This window comes from Geoglobus acetivorans (genome assembly GCF_039641995.1).
In the GTDB taxonomy this organism is placed as follows: domain Archaea; phylum Halobacteriota; class Archaeoglobi; order Archaeoglobales; family Archaeoglobaceae; genus Geoglobus; species Geoglobus acetivorans.
Genome location: NZ_CP087714.1, coordinates 1,355,430 through 1,372,388, shown reverse-complemented (window position 1 = coordinate 1,372,388; position 16,959 = coordinate 1,355,430). Strand labels below are relative to the sequence as shown.

General features: G+C 46.7%; 16 protein-coding genes. 13 read left to right on the top strand and 3 right to left on the bottom strand.

The window, feature by feature from the left end:
• Window positions 1-17: 17 nt before the first annotated feature.
• The 3 genes from LPQ35_RS08020 to LPQ35_RS08010 are packed head-to-tail and all read left to right on the top strand — an operon-like array spanning window position 18 to window position 3,219.
• A complete protein-coding gene (locus tag LPQ35_RS08020) occupies window positions 18-1,493 on the top strand; it encodes a DNA-directed DNA polymerase II small subunit (protein WP_193808510.1) in 1,476 nt (491 codons plus the stop codon).
• Between the two features lie 39 nt (window positions 1,494-1,532).
• On the top strand, window positions 1,533-2,441 hold the full coding sequence (gene argF, locus LPQ35_RS08015) for an ornithine carbamoyltransferase (RefSeq protein WP_193808509.1): 909 nt from the start codon (window positions 1,533-1,535) through the stop codon (window positions 2,439-2,441).
• 1 nt (window position 2,442) lies between these two features.
• A complete protein-coding gene (locus tag LPQ35_RS08010; RefSeq protein ID WP_193808508.1) occupies window positions 2,443-3,219 on the top strand; it encodes an NAD+ synthase in 777 nt (258 codons plus the stop codon).
• Here LPQ35_RS08010 and LPQ35_RS08005 read toward each other — a convergent pair.
• Window positions 3,205-3,915: a glucose-6-phosphate isomerase family protein gene (locus LPQ35_RS08005; RefSeq protein ID WP_193808507.1), complete on the bottom strand. Its 711-nt coding sequence runs from the start codon at window positions 3,913-3,915 to the stop codon at window positions 3,205-3,207. The two genes, LPQ35_RS08010 and LPQ35_RS08005, sit on opposite strands and share 15 nt — an antisense overlap.
• Before the next feature lie 124 nt (window positions 3,916-4,039).
• Here LPQ35_RS08005 and LPQ35_RS08000 point away from each other — a divergent pair, with 124 nt between their 5' ends.
• The 10 genes from LPQ35_RS08000 to thrC all read left to right on the top strand — a co-directional run bounded on the left by LPQ35_RS08000 (window position 4,040) and on the right by thrC (window position 15,718).
• A complete protein-coding gene (locus tag LPQ35_RS08000; RefSeq protein ID WP_193808506.1) occupies window positions 4,040-4,510 on the top strand; it encodes a (Fe-S)-binding protein in 471 nt (156 codons plus the stop codon).
• Window positions 4,511-4,514: 4 nt separating this feature from the next.
• Complete coding sequence (locus LPQ35_RS07995; protein WP_193808505.1) at window positions 4,515-5,732, top strand: formylmethanofuran dehydrogenase subunit B; 1,218 nt, start codon at window positions 4,515-4,517, stop codon at window positions 5,730-5,732.
• Complete coding sequence (locus LPQ35_RS07990) at window positions 5,733-6,122, top strand: molybdopterin dinucleotide binding domain-containing protein (RefSeq protein ID WP_193808504.1); 390 nt, start codon at window positions 5,733-5,735, stop codon at window positions 6,120-6,122.
• Between the two features lie 151 nt (window positions 6,123-6,273).
• Window positions 6,274-8,685, top strand: a complete 2,412-nt coding sequence (gene cdhA, locus LPQ35_RS07985) for a CO dehydrogenase/acetyl-CoA synthase complex subunit alpha (RefSeq protein ID WP_193808503.1) — start codon at window positions 6,274-6,276, stop codon at window positions 8,683-8,685.
• A gap of 22 nt (window positions 8,686-8,707) precedes the next feature.
• The gene (gene cdhB / locus LPQ35_RS07980) at window positions 8,708-9,253 is read left to right on the top strand and encodes a CO dehydrogenase/acetyl-CoA synthase complex subunit epsilon (RefSeq protein ID WP_193808502.1); all 546 of its coding nucleotides are present in this window, start codon (window positions 8,708-8,710) and stop codon (window positions 9,251-9,253) included.
• A 17-nt stretch (window positions 9,254-9,270) separates the two neighbouring features.
• Complete coding sequence (gene cdhC, locus LPQ35_RS07975) at window positions 9,271-10,836, top strand: CO dehydrogenase/CO-methylating acetyl-CoA synthase complex subunit beta (protein ID WP_193808501.1); 1,566 nt, start codon at window positions 9,271-9,273, stop codon at window positions 10,834-10,836.
• 88 nt (window positions 10,837-10,924) lie between these two features.
• Window positions 10,925-11,707: an AAA family ATPase gene (locus tag LPQ35_RS07970; RefSeq protein ID WP_193808500.1), complete on the top strand. Its 783-nt coding sequence runs from the start codon at window positions 10,925-10,927 to the stop codon at window positions 11,705-11,707.
• 17 nt (window positions 11,708-11,724) lie between these two features.
• Window positions 11,725-13,107, top strand: coding sequence for a CO dehydrogenase/acetyl-CoA synthase subunit delta (cdhD, locus tag LPQ35_RS07965; protein WP_193808499.1), 1,383 nt, complete (start codon window positions 11,725-11,727; stop codon window positions 13,105-13,107).
• Between the two features lie 4 nt (window positions 13,108-13,111).
• Window positions 13,112-14,530: an acetyl-CoA decarbonylase/synthase complex subunit gamma gene (acsC, locus tag LPQ35_RS07960; RefSeq protein ID WP_193808498.1), complete on the top strand. Its 1,419-nt coding sequence runs from the start codon at window positions 13,112-13,114 to the stop codon at window positions 14,528-14,530.
• 30 nt (window positions 14,531-14,560) lie between these two features.
• On the top strand, window positions 14,561-15,718 hold the full coding sequence (gene thrC, locus LPQ35_RS07955) for a threonine synthase (RefSeq protein ID WP_193808497.1): 1,158 nt from the start codon (window positions 14,561-14,563) through the stop codon (window positions 15,716-15,718).
• On the opposite strand, the gene LPQ35_RS07950 is transcribed toward thrC, so the two are convergent.
• Together LPQ35_RS07950 and LPQ35_RS07945 are read right to left on the bottom strand one after the other, a co-directional pair.
• Complete coding sequence (locus tag LPQ35_RS07950; protein ID WP_193808496.1) at window positions 15,699-16,256, bottom strand: tRNA-wybutosine modification methyltransferase TYW3; 558 nt, start codon at window positions 16,254-16,256, stop codon at window positions 15,699-15,701. The genes thrC and LPQ35_RS07950 overlap by 20 nt on opposite strands.
• Window positions 16,253-16,894: an MBL fold metallo-hydrolase gene (locus tag LPQ35_RS07945; protein WP_193808495.1), complete on the bottom strand. Its 642-nt coding sequence runs from the start codon at window positions 16,892-16,894 to the stop codon at window positions 16,253-16,255. Before LPQ35_RS07945 ends, LPQ35_RS07950 begins: the two co-directional genes overlap by 4 nt.
• Between the last annotated feature and the right edge of the window lie 65 nt (window positions 16,895-16,959).

The following is a 16,959-nucleotide window of genomic DNA, read 5'->3' as shown; positions in this document are numbered from 1 at the left end:
TATCTGGGGGTTTAAAAATGGTTATTAAAAGTATCGATACAAGAACCGTGGTGGCAAAATTCGCCCTCAACGGAAAAAATGTCCATCCTGAAGCTGTAAAACTCATTATCAACAGTGGAGTTGACGTAGATAGAGTAGTTGATTACGCATGTAGGAAATGCAATGGCTCATTCATAATAACTCCCGAAGATATCTCCGATGTTTTGAAAGAACTTTCATCAGGGAGAGAGGAAAAAAAGGTTTTCGACACCGGGTTGAAAGATACTCCGAAAGAAGAAGTCGAAAGTAAAGGACAGATCTCAATTCTGAAAGACGTAACCGGAAAATCAACATGCAGAGGGACAGTGGAGGATTTCGTTGCCTACTTCAATTCCAGATACGAGAAGCTCTATTCAATTCTGAAACCGAGAGTTAAGGCCATACCAATAGGTTCCCTCGGCAGGATTAAAATGGAAGAGGTCGAGGTCATAGGTTTTGCAGACAATGTGAGGGAACTCGATTCGTCAAAGGCCATGTTCGAGCTTGAAGATAAAACTGGCAGAGTTCGCGTTTACGCTGAAGGAAAAGTAAAGGAGCAGGTTATGGAGCTTTTCGGAGATGAAGTCATTGGTGTTGCGGGCAGACTGAGAGGAAGAAGCATAATCGCAGACAGAATTATTTTTCCGGACGTTCCCATAAGCAACGGAAACAGAAAACGCAGGGATTTTCTGATGGTTTTTATTTCAGACGTTCATTTCGGCAGCAATACGTTCCTGAAAGAAGAGTGGAGTCGATTTGTGAAATGGCTGAATGGTGAGAGTGAAAACGAAAAGCTCAACGAACTGGCTCACTCGGTAAAATACATTTTCGTGGCAGGAGATTTGACGGACGGCGTTGGCATCTACCCCGACCAGGAAAAAGAGCTTGAGATACTCGACATCTACCAGCAGTATGAGTTTGCCGCAGAACAGTTCGACCTGATTCGGGAGGACATCAAAATAATCCTCTCTCCAGGAAACCACGATGCAGTAAGGCAGGCAGAGCCCCAACCAGCATTGCCAAAGGAGTTTTCCTCTCTTTTCCCGAAAAACGTCATACACGTTGGAAATCCTGCCTACGTTGACGTCGAGGGAATCAAAGTACTGCTGTACCACGGAAGGAGCCTTGACGATATAATCTCCAGAGTTCCAAGACTCAGTTATGAGAGGCCACATGAAGCGGTTATGGAACTTCTAAAACGGAGGCACCTTGCACCACTATATGGAGAGAGAAGTCCAATAGCTCCGGAGAAAGAGGATTATCTTGTAATCGATGATGTTCCCGATGTCATTCATTCCGGACACGTTCACACCTATGGAACTGGATTTTACAGAGGAGTTTTTGTGATAAACTCCTCAACCTGGCAGAGCCAGACAGAGTTTCAGAAAAAGGTAAACCTCAACCCCGTACCGGGAAACGTTGCTGTATATCAGCCCGGTGGGAACGTTTACAGACTAAAGTTCTACAGCGGTTAAATCAGAAACATTTTTTAAATTTCAATTCTGCCTTTCGACATGGTAAAACATCTCACGTCCATATCAGACTTAACAAAAAATGAACTACTCGAGATAATAACACTGGCAGAAGACCTGAAGGATGAAAGAAGGAGGGGAATCTTCAGAGATTACCTGAAAAATAAAACGCTCGCAATGATTTTTGAACTCCCATCTACAAGAACGAGAGTCAGTTTTGAAGTTGCAATGACCGATATGGGTGGCCATGCCATCTACTTAAACTGGAATGACCTCCAGCTTGGCAGAGGGGAGACAATAGCAGACACGGCAAGAGTCCTTTCAAGATACGTCTCCGGAATAATGGCGAGAGTAAGAGACCACGGAACCATCACTGAGCTTGCAAGATTCAGCGATGTTCCTGTTATCAACGGTCTGAGCAATCTCGAGCATCCCTGTCAGATTGTTGCCGACCTGCAGACCATAAGAGAAAAGAAGGGCAGTTTCGATATAAAACTGGCGTGGGTCGGAGATGGAAACAATGTCTGCAATTCAATGATACTCGCATCGGCTCTGCTCGGATTTGAAATGAGAATCGCAACGCCAGAAGGGTATGAGCCTGACGAGAGGATACTCTCAAGGGCCGAAAAGACGGGAGCCGAGATTGAGCTTACAGACAAACCTGAAGAGGCTGTCAGAAGCGCAGATGTTATATATACGGACGTGTGGACCTCAATGGGTCAGGAAAAAGAAAAGGATGAAAGGAACAGGATATTCCAGCCATATCAGGTAAACAAAAGACTTTTAAGTTTCGCACACAAAGATGTCATAGTCATGCACTGCCTTCCGGCACACAGAGGGGAGGAAATTACAGACGATGTGATAGATGGTCCACACTCGGTCGTTTTTGATCAGGCTGAAAACAGATTGCATGCACAGAAGGCAATACTTCTCAGACTGCTGGAGGGATAAGATGACCTGGGAGAAGATTGAGAAAAGAATCTGCCAGTTTATAAAAAAGAGAGTCGAGATGGCAAATGCAGACGGAGTTGTTGTTGCCCTCAGTGGAGGTATTGACAGCTCCGTCGTGGCATATCTGAGTGTAAGAGCTCTGGGACCTGAAAGAGTTTTTGGCCTGCTCCTTCCCGAAAAGGGCGTAACTCCTGAAGAGGACGTGGAAGATGCGCTGGAAGTGTGTAAAAGGCTGGGTATTGAACACAGAATTATCGAAATAAACCCTGTTGTTGATAAGTATTCGGAGATTCTTGGAGACAGCGATAGTATTGCCTTTGCCAACATAAAACCGAGGGTGAGGATGAGTCTGACATACTATCACGCCAACAGAATGAACAGGCTCGTTGCAGGCACAGGAAACAAGAGCGAGCTGAAGACCGGCTACTTCACAAAGTACGGTGATGGTGGAGTCGACTTTCTGCCCATTGGAGATCTGTACAAAACAGAGATCTTCGAATTCGCAGAATACCTGGGAATTCCAGAAAGAATCGTGAAAAAGAAGCCTTCAGCAAGACTGTGGCAGGGTCAGACAGACGAGGGAGAAATGGGAATAAGCTATGACAGGCTCGACAGAATACTGAAGGGAATTGAGAGCGGGTTGAAAAAAGAAGATATCGTGAAAAAAGCTGGAGTGACAGCAGAGGATGTTGAGAAGGTTATCGAAATGGTTGAAAAAAGCAGGCATAAACGGGAACTTCCCCCAATAGCACCTGTAAGGGCCTTAATCGAACTTTAAAGCTTTTTTGAACATATCTTCATACCCATCCGGGTCAGCGAGGAATTCAAGCACTTCAATCTCGTTTACGAGGTCATACATGTCCCCGGATACATCAAGAATCTGATTGGGCCTGGCGAACCTTAATTCAGGGACCGCAGCATAATTCGTGTTTTTCACCCATCCCAACCGGGTCAGATAATAGCACGCGCCTCTGAGATTGGTATATGGCTCGTAAATCGAACTGAAATTCCTGCAAACCCAGTTGGAGGTTACCAGCCTCCTGTCAGTTCTGTTTACCATAACATGACCATATTCAGGAGGAACAATTATGATCTCTCCTTCTTCAACCTCCACAGCCACAACATCTTCAATCTGATCATCCTCATTGCTCCTTTTCTGAATTATAAAAAGCGCCTTTCCTTCAATGACCTGATAAACTTCAGGAAAGCTGAGTTTTCCAGCCTTGGGGTGGTAGTGGCCATAGGTCTTTATGTACTCGTCCCCGATAACTGCTGGAGGAGTTATAGTGTAGTCATATCTCAAACCTGCCTCTTTTATCTTCTCCCAATCCTCTCCGGTTAAATAAGCATCCCTGTACATGAAATATGCCGGAAAGTTATCCTTAAGTTCATCAGGCTGACGCAAAACCGGTTTTAAATCGTAAGCGTATCTGATATCGGGCTTGAATCTTTCAAAATCTACCACCGGTTTCATGGTCTGTTATTTTAAATTACATTTTTATAAATGTTTTCATTGTTTTTTTCTCCCACCATAATGACTATTGATTAGAGATTCAAAAATGCGAAACGTTAAATTATTAAGAAACCTACTCTCTTCAATGCCGATCACACCAATGGAGATTTACAAACTTTTACCGAAAACCAACTGCAAGAAATGCGGCGAGCAAACGTGCATGGCCTTTGCCTTCAAGGTTGTCAACAGAGATAAGCAGATAGAAGAATGCACACCTCTTTTTGAAGAGGAAAAATACACAAAACAAAAAGAACAGCTCCTTGAAATGCTCGAACCCCTGAAAGAGGCAAGTGAAACAGGACTGATTGTCGATGAAAGCAAATGCACGGGATGTGCAAACTGCATTGTTGTGTGCCCTGTGCACGCAGCAGAAGATGCCTACGGATCGGGAAGCGGGTTTGGACCGAAAATCGACGATCCCATTTACAGGCTGGAAAATGGGGTGCTTAAAATAATCAACGTCCAGAGGTGCAGAAGATACGGTAAGAACAGGATACTCTGTGTAGCATGCAGAGAGAACTGCCCAAGCGATGCAATAAGTTTTCTGGAGGGGTGATGGAATGTACACATGTGCGGGATGCTCATGTCTGTGTGATGACATTGAAATAGAGACAGAAAAGGGCGACGTAAAAACTGTTTTTAACGCCTGCAGAAGAGGTGCAGGAATATTTCTGAACTACAGGCTCTCAAGGGCTGAACCGATGGTTGACGGAAAAAGTGCCGACTTCGAGCAGGCTATCGAGAAGGCTCAGGAGCTGATTCAAAGTTCGGAAAAACTTGCAATTTACGGACTGGACACAACAACCCTCGAAGTCCAGGAGCTTGCGATAAAACTTGCGGAAAAGAAAGGAGCATACATAGACGACAACTCAACATTCTGCCTCGGAGATTTTGTGGAAACGATTCTGAAAGGAGAACTGCCCAGCACCACACTCGAAGAGGTCAAGAATAACGCATACGTGATCACATACTGGGGGAGTGATGCGTACCACAGCCTCTCGAGACACATGTCCCGATACACATACTATCCGAGAGGCGGAAAAAGGCAGCGTGGCTACGAGGAAGACAGATTTCTCGTGGTCATCGATGTTAGAAAAACCCATACAGCTAAGCTTGCCAAGAAAAATGCCAGATTTCTTCAGATAAGGGACGATCTGGAGCTGATCGAGGCGTTCAATCAGGCTCTCGACGGAAAAGCTCCGTCAATTTTCGTCAACGACATACCCAGAATCCTGAAAGAAATGGAAAAAGCGGACTTCAACGTTATATTTGGAGGACTTGGATTGAAATACGGGCTGAAAGGCAATTATGACCCGTTTAAAAACCTCATGGCAAGGTTAAACGAAAGAACAGGAGTTTACTTCATCCCGGCCGGTTGCCATCCAAACATGAGGGGGTTCAACGAACTGATGTTTGAGAAAACAGGTGAAATCAACCGGTACAGCTTCAGAGAGCAGCGCAGTTCAGACGAGTTCGCATTCCACAAACTTCTCGAAAACGATGCAATAGATACCGCTGTGATAATTGGTACTGACCCTCTAAATTCCCTGCCGTTTGAATATGCGAAAAAACTGGCAAAAATAAACACAATCGTGATTGACCCGAGAGAGACATTTACCGGCAGATTTGCCAAGGTTGTCCTGCCATCAGCAATTGCCGGAGTGGAGACAGGTGGAACGATGATCAGGAGTGATGGTGTCAGAGTTGAGCTGAAACCTCTGTTTGAGAAGGAAATCAACGACGAGCGTATTCTCGGCAGACTGCTGGAGGTGGTCTGAATGCCTCTCCAGTTCTCAAAATTCCTGAAAAAGGTAAGTGTGGAAGTGGTTGTCGGGAGGCTCAGCTACCAGGTCGAGGCGATGGACAAAGGCAAATTTAGCGAAGAATTTGTCGAAAAATCGGCAGTAATATACTTCACAGATGATTTTGCAAAGAAAAATGGTTTCAAAGAGGGAGATATTGTGAAGGTTACGGCTAAAGGGCGGAGCGTAAATCTCAAAGTCCTGATATCAGATACTGCTCCTGACGATGGAGCATTTATGCCAAACAGCATATACAGCTCATATCTCACAGATTTCGACGATTTCAAGAGGTTTCAGGCTACGATTGAACCTGTGGAGGGTAGTGTTACTAAACCTGAAGAAATTATGCAAAAAGTGTTAACGTAATTTTATTTTATTTTAACATGGAAAAAATAGGTAATGTTTTATATTGCTGCATTACTGAGATGTCAGGAATAGCCAAATTGCAGCATATAAAACACAAAATCTGAGATTCAGAAAATCTGATAATTGGATTCGATATGTGAGGTGGTATGGTATGGCTTTCGAACTTAAAAAAGGTTTGTTTGCAATAGATGAGATGAGAAACGTAAGTATAAAGATAGGAAAGGTAGTCGAAGAAGAGGAAGAATGGACCGAGCCAATGGGACCCACACCAAAGCCCGGTATTCTTGAACTGAGGAAGTGGGATCACAAACTGCTCGAAAGGTTTGAACCTTTCTATGCTCCGATGTCTGACTACTGCAACCTCTGTACGATGGGCCCATGTGACCTATCCATGAACAAGAGGGGTGCGTGCGGCATTGACCTGAAAACAGCCAAGGCAAGACTCGTTACTATCGCATGCTGTATTGGTGCTGCCGCCCACACAGCCCATGCAAGGCACCTTCTTGATCACCTGATTGAGGATTATGGTGAGGACCTTCCAATAGACCTGGGTGGAGACATAAATGTAGAGGCTCCAAATATTAGGACGATCATCGGCATAAAGCCAAGAACTCTCGGAGATCTGAGAGAAGCTCTCGACTGGGCTGAAAAAGAGATCGTCAAAGTACTGCACGCAACACACATAGGAAATGAGGAGAGCTTCATAGATTACGAAAGCAAGGCCATGCATGTAGGTATGGCAGACCACATAGGTATGGAAGTGGCTGACATTGCCCAGATCGTGGCATATAACCTGCCTAAAGCCGAGCAGGATACTCCTCTTGTAGATACCGGATTTGGGATTGTCGACAAGAGCAAACCAGTTATTGTCGTTGTTGGCCATAACGTGATGTATTCAAGGCCGGTTGTGGAATATCTTGAAGAGCAGGGAAGAATCGATGACTTCGAGATTGCCGGACTCTGCTGTACGGCGCATGACATGACGAGAGTCAGTTCAAAAACAAAGATTTTCGGGCCAATAAGCTATCAGCTCAGAGTTATAAGGTCTGGATTGCCGGATGTGCTGATAAGCGACGAGCAGTGCATTAGGGCAGACCTGCTCGAGGCATGTAAGGCCGTTGGAATCCCGCTCATCGCCACAAGCGATGCAGCAATAAGAGGGCTGCCGGACGTGAGCGACTGGCCAGTTGACAAGATTGTCGATGCTCTCGTAAGCGGAAAGCTTCCGGGCGTTTTCCTGTCAGATCCTGAAAAGGTTGGTCAGGTTGCTCCACTTGTTGCTGAGGCGGTGTTCAAGAAGCACGGTGGCGAGAGAAAATACAGATTCTTCGAAACGGACGAGGACCTCTGGGGTGAGATCAACAAGTGTACGCAGTGCATGAGCTGTGTGTTCACCTGCCCACACAACCTGAGAATCGACCAGGGAATGGCTCACGCCCAGAAGACAAAAGACCTGAGCAAGCTCGGATATCTTGAAGAACAGTGTCTTGCATGTGGAAAGTGTGAGCAGGCATGCCCGAAGAACATTAAAATCATTAACGTGATAATGGCAAGCAACTTTGAAAAGCTCTACAACAAAAGCGGTAAGACCAGAGTCGGCAGAGGTCCGATACAGGATACTGAAGTGAGAAACGTCGGTCAGCCCATTGTCATGGGTCAGATTCCCGGAATTATTGCAGCTGTTGGTTGCATAAACTTCCCGGACGAAATGCAGTCGATAAGAGAGATACTTGAGGAATTCCTCAAGAGAAGATATATCGTGGTAACATCAGGTTGCCACGCAATGGACATAGGCATGCTCAAGGATGAAGAGGGGCAGACCCTGTTTGAGAAATATCCTGGCATATTCGATGCAGGTGGTCTCGTCAACACCGGAAGCTGCGTGTCCAACTCACACATAAGCGGTGTGGCAATGAAGGTTGCGAGCATTTTCGCAATGAGGCCGCTCAGAGGAAACTATGCCGAAATTGCAGACTACATCCTGAACAGAGTTGGTGCTGTTGGATTCAGCTGGGGACCGTACAGCCACAAGGCTGCAAGTATTGCAACAGGCTTCAACAGACTCGGTGTTCCGGTCGTTGTTGGACCGCATGGTGCCAAATACAGAAGGGCATACATAGGCAGATACTACAAGCCTGAAAAGTGGTGGGCATATGACATAAAGACCAGAAAGAAGATGAACATCGAACCTGCCCCAGATTCACTGCTTGTTGCAGTCGAGACCAAGGAAGAGGCAATCGTCCAGTTGGCAAGGCTCGCGCTGAGACCCAACGACACCAGCCAGGGAAGACAGATCAAGCTCACGCACTACCTCGAACTGAGCCAGAAGTACCTCGGCACACTGCCAGATGACTGGCCATTGTATGTCAGAAGCGAGGCAGACCTCCCACTGAAGATGAAAGACCAGCTCCTGCAGATTCTCGAAAGTGACTACGGCTGGAAGATTGACTGGGACAAGAAGAAGATACTTGAAGGGCCAATAAGACCGTTTGATGCAGGATTTAACCCGACGCTCGTTGAGGAGGTTTATGAAAAATACGCGGGGGAAAAGCCCCCACAGTAACTAATTTTTTGGAGGTGTTATAATGGCAGTAAAGAAGGAAGATAAATATCCGGCTGCGAGGAGATATCAGGTTGCCGATATTCAGGTGAGCAGAGAGGCCACAGCAGTAAAACCAAATGTGGTTGTAAATCTCGTAAAGAAGGCAAAACATCCAGTACTCGTCACAGGAGGTCAGCTCCTGAAGGATCCGAAGCTTGTTGAATTTGCAGTCAAGTTTCACGAGAAGGGGATTCCAATCATAGCCACTGGAGGATCAAGCAAGCCACTTATTGAAAAGGGAGTTAAGCCCCAGTCAGCCGTATTCCCTCTGCACTACGTAACCCAGTTCATGCTCGACGAAGAGTGGCAGGGGTTCGATGGTAAGGGATCCTATGATGTCGTTCTCTACCTGGGTTTCCTGCCATACTACCTCTCGAGGATGCTTTCAGCACTGAAGCACTTCTCCAAGATAACCACAATAAGCTTGGACGAATTTTACCAGCCACACGCAAAATTCAGTTTCACAAACCTAACCGCAAATAAGGAAATGCATTATCAGATGCTTGAAGAGGTTGTGAATAATCTGTAAGTATGGGGGTGATTTAAATGGCAGAAAGAAAAAGGGTGGAAATTCCTGAAGGTGCGAAAATAAAGGAAGTTCAGGGGACTGAGGCGGAGTTTCCGTTTGATATATCCCCAATGTTTGAAGGAGAGAGGGTCAGAAAGGGAGACATGTTTGTGGAGCTTGGAGGTCCATCACAGCCAGGATTCGAGCTTGTGCTCGCCCTTCCTGAAGATCAGGTTGAAGACATGAAGGTTACGCTGATTGGCCCAGACCTTGATGAGATGGAAGAGGGGAAGGCATACCCATATGCCATGATCTACTACATCGCAGGCAGCCAGGTTGAAGAGGATCTCGAGCCGGTTATTGAAAGAAGAAACCACGATTTCCAGAACTACATCGAGGGATACATGCACCTTAATCAGAGATATGATATATGGATCAGGCTGAGCAAGGGTGCGCTGAAGAAGGGGCTCAAAAGCCTGACCGAGATCGCTCATGCGACCATGTTCCTGTTCAAGAACGAGCTGCCCTTCATAGAGAAGATCGAGGCAGTTTACATCACAGACAAGGATCTTGTGGAAAAGATCCTGAACGAGGTCGCAATGCCGATTTACGAGGAGAGAGATGCAAGAGTTGAGACACTCCATGATGAAGACGTCGACGAATTCTATTCATGCACACTCTGCCAGAGCTTCGCACCAACAAACGTATGTGTTGTCAGCCCGGACAGACCATCACTCTGCGGTGCTATAAGCTGGTTTGATGGCAGGGCTGCTGCAAGAGTTGATCCGGAGGGGCCGAACAAGGCCATACCGAAAGGAGATGTCGTAGATCCAGTAGGTGGAGAGTACAGTGGAGTTAATGAGTTCGCAAAAGAGGAGAGCGGTGGAGAATACGACAGAATCAAGCTCCACAGCTTCTTCGAGTATCCACACACCTCATGCGGATGCTTTGAGGTCATAGGATTCTATATGCCAGAAGTTGATGGTATAGGCTGGGTCCACAGAGGGTATCCCGAACCTGCACCAAACGGACTCACGTTCTCAACAATGGCCGGTCAGACCGGTGGAGGAAAGCAGGTTATTGGTTTCCTCGGTATCGGAATAAGCTACTTCAGGAGCAAGAAGTTCATTCAGGCCGATGGTGGATGGTACAGGACTGTCTGGATGCCAAAGGAGCTGAAACAGAGAATCGAAAAATACATTCCAGAGGATGTGAGAGATAAGATCGCAACTGAAGAGGACGCGAGAACGATTGATGAACTCAAGGAGTTCCTCAAGAAGGTTAACCACCCCGTCGTTACCGGAGTTACAAGACCCGTAGACGGTAAGAAAATAACAGAGGGCTGGAAAGAGGAAGAAGAAGAGGTCGAAGAGGTAGAGGAGGCTCCAGCAGAGGCTGAGGTTGCCGAGGCGCAGCCCGCACAGCAGGTGGTACAGCCGGCACAGATGCCCATGATGCCACAGATGCCTGCATTCCAGATGCCGCAGATTCAGCTCCCGGCAGCACAGCCGGCAACCGCTGGAATCAAGCTGATAATCAAGGATGCAAAAATCGTTATCGACAAGATAATTGTTAAAAGCGAGGAGAAGAAGGGAGGGAAATGACCGACAAAAAAGATGAACCAAAATTTATTAAAATTACTTTAAAAGGCGCAGAAATTAAGATCAGTGAGATGATCATAGAGGAGTAGTCATGACAGTGATAGCAGTTACAGGGAAAGGAGGGACAGGAAAAACAATACTTTCAGCGCTCCTCACCCATTTTATTTCTCAGACGACAAGCAAGGTGCTGGCGGTTGACGCTGACCCGGACAGCAACCTTCCGGACGCACTGGGCGTAGCTGAGCTTGTGGAGAAAACGCTTGGAGAAGTAAGAGAAACATTTCAGGTAAGCAGAGACGAAATGGGTACCGCCAACAAAGAGCAGTGGCTCGAGGGGAGGATATACGGCGAAGCGATTTGTGAATGCGACAATTATGACCTGATAGTGATGGGCAGACCTGAAGGAGAGGGCTGCTACTGTTATGCCAACAGCCTCCTCAGAGGGGTTTTGAGAAAGCTCATGAGACACTATGAATACATCATCATCGACAGCGAAGCAGGACTTGAACACTTCAGCAGAAAGACAATCGACAGCGCAGACTACATTGTTGTTGTAACTGACATGTCCAAGAAGGGACTTGCAACAGCAAAGAGAATAAAGGAACTCAGTGAAGAACTGGATCTCAAATTTAAAGACATATTCCTCGTGGGAAATAGAATAACCAGTAAAGAGGCAGAAGAGACTATCAGAAAATTCGCAGACGAGATAGGGATGAAAGTGCTGGACTTTCTACCGTTTGATGAAAAAATTGCTGAACTTGATCTGAAGGGAGAACCTGTGGTGAACCTCCCTGAAAGTTCAGAATATTACCAAAAAGCAAGGAAAATAGCCGAGATGTTTATCGAACTTCATGCTAAATCTACCACTAAATAATCTCTGGAGGTGTGAGAATGGCAAATAAATTTACCCTTGAAGAATTTTTTGAAAAGCTGAAAAAGTATAATGTCGAAGAGCTTGAAGGAGTAAGAATTGAGGGTGACCTCGAAATTGAGATTGAACCGGGTAGTGGTTTGGATGCAAACGTTATCCAGGCTTTAGCCGCTTTGGCAGGATATACACAGCTGATACAGGAATTTGGAAACTTCCTCTACCACACAAGCATGGCCTTCACCTATCTGCAGAGACTCTCAAACGCACTTGGAATCCAGCTGCCAGTCGGTATGGCGCAGCCTGCAGTACCTGCACAGCAGATTCAGCCAGCAGAGATCCTCGAAAAGCCCAGGTTTGAAATTCCAGAAAGCCTTGCCCCGGCCAGGTTTGAACCATACAAAGTGGAATATCCTGGAGTCATTGAAGAGGTAACACTCGGTGCTACAAGAGCGGACGGCGGTACACGAGAGAGCGTGGTAACAATAGGCGGCGAGAGAAGTCTTGCATTCTACAACTTCGACGCCCAGAATCCACACACACCAGTGATTGCAATAGACATATTTGACAGAAGACCAATGCTGGCAAAGGCCGTGAGAGAACACTACGAAGACGTGCTTGACGATCCGGCAGAGTGGGCAAGAAAGGCCGTGAAAGATTTTGGTGCGGACCTTGTAACGCTCCACCTCATAAGCACAGACCCGCTCCTCGAGGATACTCCTGCAAGTGAGGCAGTAAAGGTTGTTGAAGAGGTTCTCCAGGCCGTAAAGGTCCCACTCATCATAGGTGGATCAGGTAACAAGGAAAAAGATCCCGAAGTGCTAGAGAAAGCAGCTGAAGTTGCTGAAGGAGAGAGAGTGATGCTTGCAAGCGCAACACTCGACATGGACTGGGAGAGAATCGGCAACGCAGCGAAGAAACACGGGCATGTTATCCTCAGCTGGACCCAGATGGACATCAACAACCAGAAGACCCTTAACAGATACCTGCTGAAGAGAGTCGGAATTGAGAGAGATAGCTTAGTTATGGACCCAACAACCGCTGCTCTCGGATACGGTCTTGATTACGCGTTCACCAACATGGAAAGGATCAGAATTTCAGGACTGAGGGGCGATCAGGACCTCAACTTCCCGATTTCGAGTGGAACCACAAATGCATGGGGTGCAAGAGAGTCTTGGATGATTGACTCTCCGATAGAGGGAGATACCCCGTGGGGCCCAAGAGAACTGAGAGGTCCGATCTGGGAGATAATCACCGGAATGACACTTGCTCTCGCAGGCGTGGATCTCTTCATGATGATGCATCCGGGTGCTGTGGCAGTGGTAAAAGACTGGATGGGCATGCTTTCGGGAGCCGTGAAAGAGTCCATCAAGGATGTCGATGCCTGGATAACCATGGAGGTGTAAGCAGATGAAGGTAAAAAGTCCCCTTGAGGTTTACAAATTCCTTCCACAGACAAACTGCGGTGAATGTGGATATGATACCTGCATGAGCTTTGCTGCCCAAATCATAGACAGAAGTGTCAAGCCCACAGACTGCCCACCTCTTGTCGAAAAGGCAAAAACGGACAAAAAATTTGAGAAAAAACTTAACGAGCTTATCGAATTAACATCTCCCGAGGTTGCCGAGGTTGTAATAGGAACAGGTGAGTCTGCCGTAAAAATAGGCGGAGAAGACGTGCTTCACAGACATGAGCTCACATTCTTCAACCCACCACCGTTCTTCTTCGACGTATGGGATACGCTGGATGAAGCCCAGATCGATGAGAGATGTAAGAAAGTTGTTGAATACAGGAAATTCTACGTTGGAGATTACATAACTCTTGAAGGTATCGCCGTAAGATGCACCTCCAACGACCCGGAGAAATTCAGAAGTGTTGCAAAGAAGGTCTCCGAATATGGAAAACCAATGATCCTGATAAGCCTGAATCCAGAATGCATGAGAGCAGCACTTGAAGAGGTTGCAGATAAGAAACCTCTGATCTACGCCGCAACAGAAGATAACTGGAAGGATTTCCTCCAGCTTGCTCTTGAATTCAATGTCCCGGTTACATTGAGAAGCAAGAACCTCGACACTCTGAAGAGCATGGCAAAAACCTTCAAAGATGCGGGAGTGAAGGAGATAGTCCTCGATCCGGTTACCGAACCTCTCGGAGATGGCTTGAGAGGTACATTCGAGAGAGTCGTGCAGCTCAGAAGGACGGGAATTCTCGGAGAGGATAAGGACGTAGCATATCCGATAATGGTCACACCAATAGCGGCATGGCTTGTTGAGGGAGATGAGGTTACGAAAGGTTACTGGGAGGCAGTTATCGCAGGAACATTCATTGTAAAGTATGCAGACATCATGATATTCAGAAACCTCGAGCAGTACACAGTCATGCCTTCAGTCATCCTCAGATACAACATATACACTGACCCGAGGACACCAGTGCAGGTCGAGCCTGGCCTCAGAGAGATCAACAGCCCAGGACCGGAGGACCCAGTATTCATAACCACAAACTTTGCCCTGACATACTATACCGTGGAGAGCGACCTTTCCAGCAACAACATAAAGGGATGGCTCCTCGTGCTTGACACCGAAGGTCTCGGTGTTGAGGTCAGTGTTGCAGGAGGACAGTTCACCGCTGCAAAAGTCAAGGATTTGATTCAGCAGACCGGCATAGAGCAGAAGGTGAACCACAAAAACCTGGTGATCCCCGGACTTGCTGCGAGATTGCAGGGTGCCATTGAAGACGAAACAGGCTGGAGCGTTTTCGTTGGACCAATGGATTCCGGAAGAATAAAGGGCTGGCTGGAAAAGAACTGGCCACCCGAGTCAAAAGAGTAAATTTATAAAAAACCCTCCTTTCCTTTTTTCATGTATCTACTCAGATGCATTGAATGTGGGGAAGAATACGAAACAGATTCTCTGTACACCTGCACGAAGTGTGGAGGGCTGTTAGAGGTCATTGTCGACCTGAGCAATGCAGACTTCAGGCTTGATGGTAACAACATCACGTTATGGAAGTACAGAAGCCTTATTCCCGTTAAAACTGACCCCGTAACATTATTTGAAGGTGGTACTCCTCTGTATTCACTGAAAACAGGCAAAAGCTCCAGGGTCTATATCAAACACGAAGGCCTCAACCCCTCAGGATCGTTCAAGGACAGAGGCATGACCGTCGGAATAACGAAAGCCTTGGAGTTGAAAAAAAGAAGCGTGATGTGCGCTTCTACAGGAAATACCTCTGCCTCAATGGCGATGTATGCTGCAAGAGCCTCACTGAAAGCATACGTCATTCTTCCATCGGGCAAGGTTGCTCTGGGAAAACTGACCCAGGCAATGATGCACGGAGCCAGAGTCATAGCAATAAAGGGCAATTTTGACGCTGCATTAAAAATCGTTCGAAAGCTTACTGAAAGGAATGAAATATACCTTCTGAATTCGATCAACCCGTTCAGGCTTGAAGGTCAGAAAACCATAGCGTATGAAATAGTGGACCAGCTCGGATACGTTCCGGATGCAGTATTTGTCCCCATAGGAAATGCAGGCAATATCTCAGCAATATACAAAGGATTCAGAGAACTAAAAGAGGCTGGATACACTGACAACATTCCCGAAATGGTTGGCGTTCAGGCAGAAGGTGCAGATCCCGTGTACAAAGCATTTGTCCAGAATAAGGATGAAATTGAGCCAGTCAGCAACCCGGAGACCATTGCAACGGCTATCAGGATAGGAAATCCCGTGAACGCGAAAAAAGCGCTTCAGGCGATCTATGATTCTGGCGGGAGAGTTCTCAGAGTTACTGACAGCGAAATAGTCGAGGCACAGAAATTCCTTGCAAAGCAGGGCGTGGGAGTGGAACCAGCCAGTGCTTCGAGTCTCGCAGGGTTCCTGAAAGAAGAGTTGGATTATGACACTGTTGTATGCATAGCAACTGGGAACCTGCTGAAGGATCCTGAGGAGATAATAAGAGTATGCGAGAAGCCGATGGAGGTTTCGGCAAACCCGGAGATTATAGAAAAACTTCTCTGAAAATGCTGTGGAATTTTTCAAACCTCTTTCTGCCCATTTCCAGCTTTTTCACCGCCTCAAGGTAGTTCTCTCTGAGAACAACAGCATCCGTGAAAACCTGTCCGTTTCTCGCCGCTATGAATTCAATCCTTTCCTGCCCGGCAATCTCCACAACCATCCTTTTTAAGGATATTATTCCTGCCCTTCTGAACCCTGATTTTCTGAGAATATCGAGCAAAATGCGGGCAGATTCCAGATCTTTGCAGGACACGTGAAGTATTGGTGGATGGAGCATGAACCACGTCTCCATGACACCTCTTCGAATGGCATTCAATACATCCTCCACTGCCGGCACATCGTGCCACTTTCCGAGAAAAACAGAGTTTCTCTTATCTCCAAACTCGGGCATATCCATTACCGCAAACCGTCCAGCACAGCTCGAGAGAGTAACAAAACACTCAGCCGAATTAATATCATCGGTTATGGGTTTGATCCACCCATCAATTTCCGCTTTTCTGTACTTTTCCAGAGTCTCTTCCCGAAACCTATTCCAGTTCATCTTCTCCGGACTCCCAGCCCTTCCATGAAGCTCCTTTCCAGAGTGATGCTCACACCATGACCGGGATAAACTTTCAGAGGTGTGAGGTTTCCCAGTTTCTCAAGGCTTTTGACATACTCACTCTGGTTCCAGTTGAAGTTTCTTGAGGATGGTCTCACAACATACTCCCCCGCAATAAAGCGTTTCTTTCTCAATCTGATGAGATCTCCCACGATCGCCTCATTCCCCTTCAGAAGCATGATGCTTCCAGGAGTGTGACCGGGAACATGGACAACATCAAACTCTCTCAGCCTGAGCTTTTCAACGTCCTCAGCCTGAATCAATTTCATCGGTCTTAGCGACTCAAGCCTTTTTATCATCCTGCCCACAAATCCATTGAACTGAAACTCCCCCCTGCCTTCAAGATATGGGTGTTCTGCAATGTGCGCATACACCTCACACGAGAAAAACTCCGAGATCTCAAAAGCGCTGCCAGCGTGATCGTAATGGGCATGGGTCAGGATGATCCCGTCCAGATTTCCTATGCACTTCTTAGCCCTTTTCAGGTTTCCAGGAGTTCCCGTGTCCACAAGATAGGTCTTTCCGGAATCATCTATCAGGTAGCAGTTACATCCCTTGAAGTTGAGTTTCCGAATCATGGCAGAGATTCTCGGGCACGATTGCTAATTAAACTTCTGCCAACATTTTTTAAACGTCTTCAGCC

Coding starts and splice junctions, on each gene's coding strand:
- LPQ35_RS08020 (WP_193808510.1), top strand. CDS start 18: ATGGTTATTAAAAGTATCGATACAAGAACCGTGGTGGCAAAATTCGCC.
- argF (WP_193808509.1), top strand. CDS start 1,533: ATGGTAAAACATCTCACGTCCATATCAGACTTAACAAAAAATGAACTA.
- LPQ35_RS08010 (WP_193808508.1), top strand. CDS start 2,443: ATGACCTGGGAGAAGATTGAGAAAAGAATCTGCCAGTTTATAAAAAAG.
- LPQ35_RS08005 (WP_193808507.1), bottom strand. CDS start 3,915: ATGAAACCGGTGGTAGATTTTGAAAGATTCAAGCCCGATATCAGATAC.
- LPQ35_RS08000 (WP_193808506.1), top strand. CDS start 4,040: ATGCCGATCACACCAATGGAGATTTACAAACTTTTACCGAAAACCAAC.
- LPQ35_RS07995 (WP_193808505.1), top strand. CDS start 4,515: ATGTACACATGTGCGGGATGCTCATGTCTGTGTGATGACATTGAAATA.
- LPQ35_RS07990 (WP_193808504.1), top strand. CDS start 5,733: ATGCCTCTCCAGTTCTCAAAATTCCTGAAAAAGGTAAGTGTGGAAGTG.
- cdhA (WP_193808503.1), top strand. CDS start 6,274: ATGGCTTTCGAACTTAAAAAAGGTTTGTTTGCAATAGATGAGATGAGA.
- cdhB (WP_193808502.1), top strand. CDS start 8,708: ATGGCAGTAAAGAAGGAAGATAAATATCCGGCTGCGAGGAGATATCAG.
- cdhC (WP_193808501.1), top strand. CDS start 9,271: ATGGCAGAAAGAAAAAGGGTGGAAATTCCTGAAGGTGCGAAAATAAAG.
- LPQ35_RS07970 (WP_193808500.1), top strand. CDS start 10,925: ATGACAGTGATAGCAGTTACAGGGAAAGGAGGGACAGGAAAAACAATA.
- cdhD (WP_193808499.1), top strand. CDS start 11,725: ATGGCAAATAAATTTACCCTTGAAGAATTTTTTGAAAAGCTGAAAAAG.
- acsC (WP_193808498.1), top strand. CDS start 13,112: ATGAAGGTAAAAAGTCCCCTTGAGGTTTACAAATTCCTTCCACAGACA.
- thrC (WP_193808497.1), top strand. CDS start 14,561: ATGTATCTACTCAGATGCATTGAATGTGGGGAAGAATACGAAACAGAT.
- LPQ35_RS07950 (WP_193808496.1), bottom strand. CDS start 16,256: ATGAACTGGAATAGGTTTCGGGAAGAGACTCTGGAAAAGTACAGAAAA.
- LPQ35_RS07945 (WP_193808495.1), bottom strand. CDS start 16,894: ATGATTCGGAAACTCAACTTCAAGGGATGTAACTGCTACCTGATAGAT.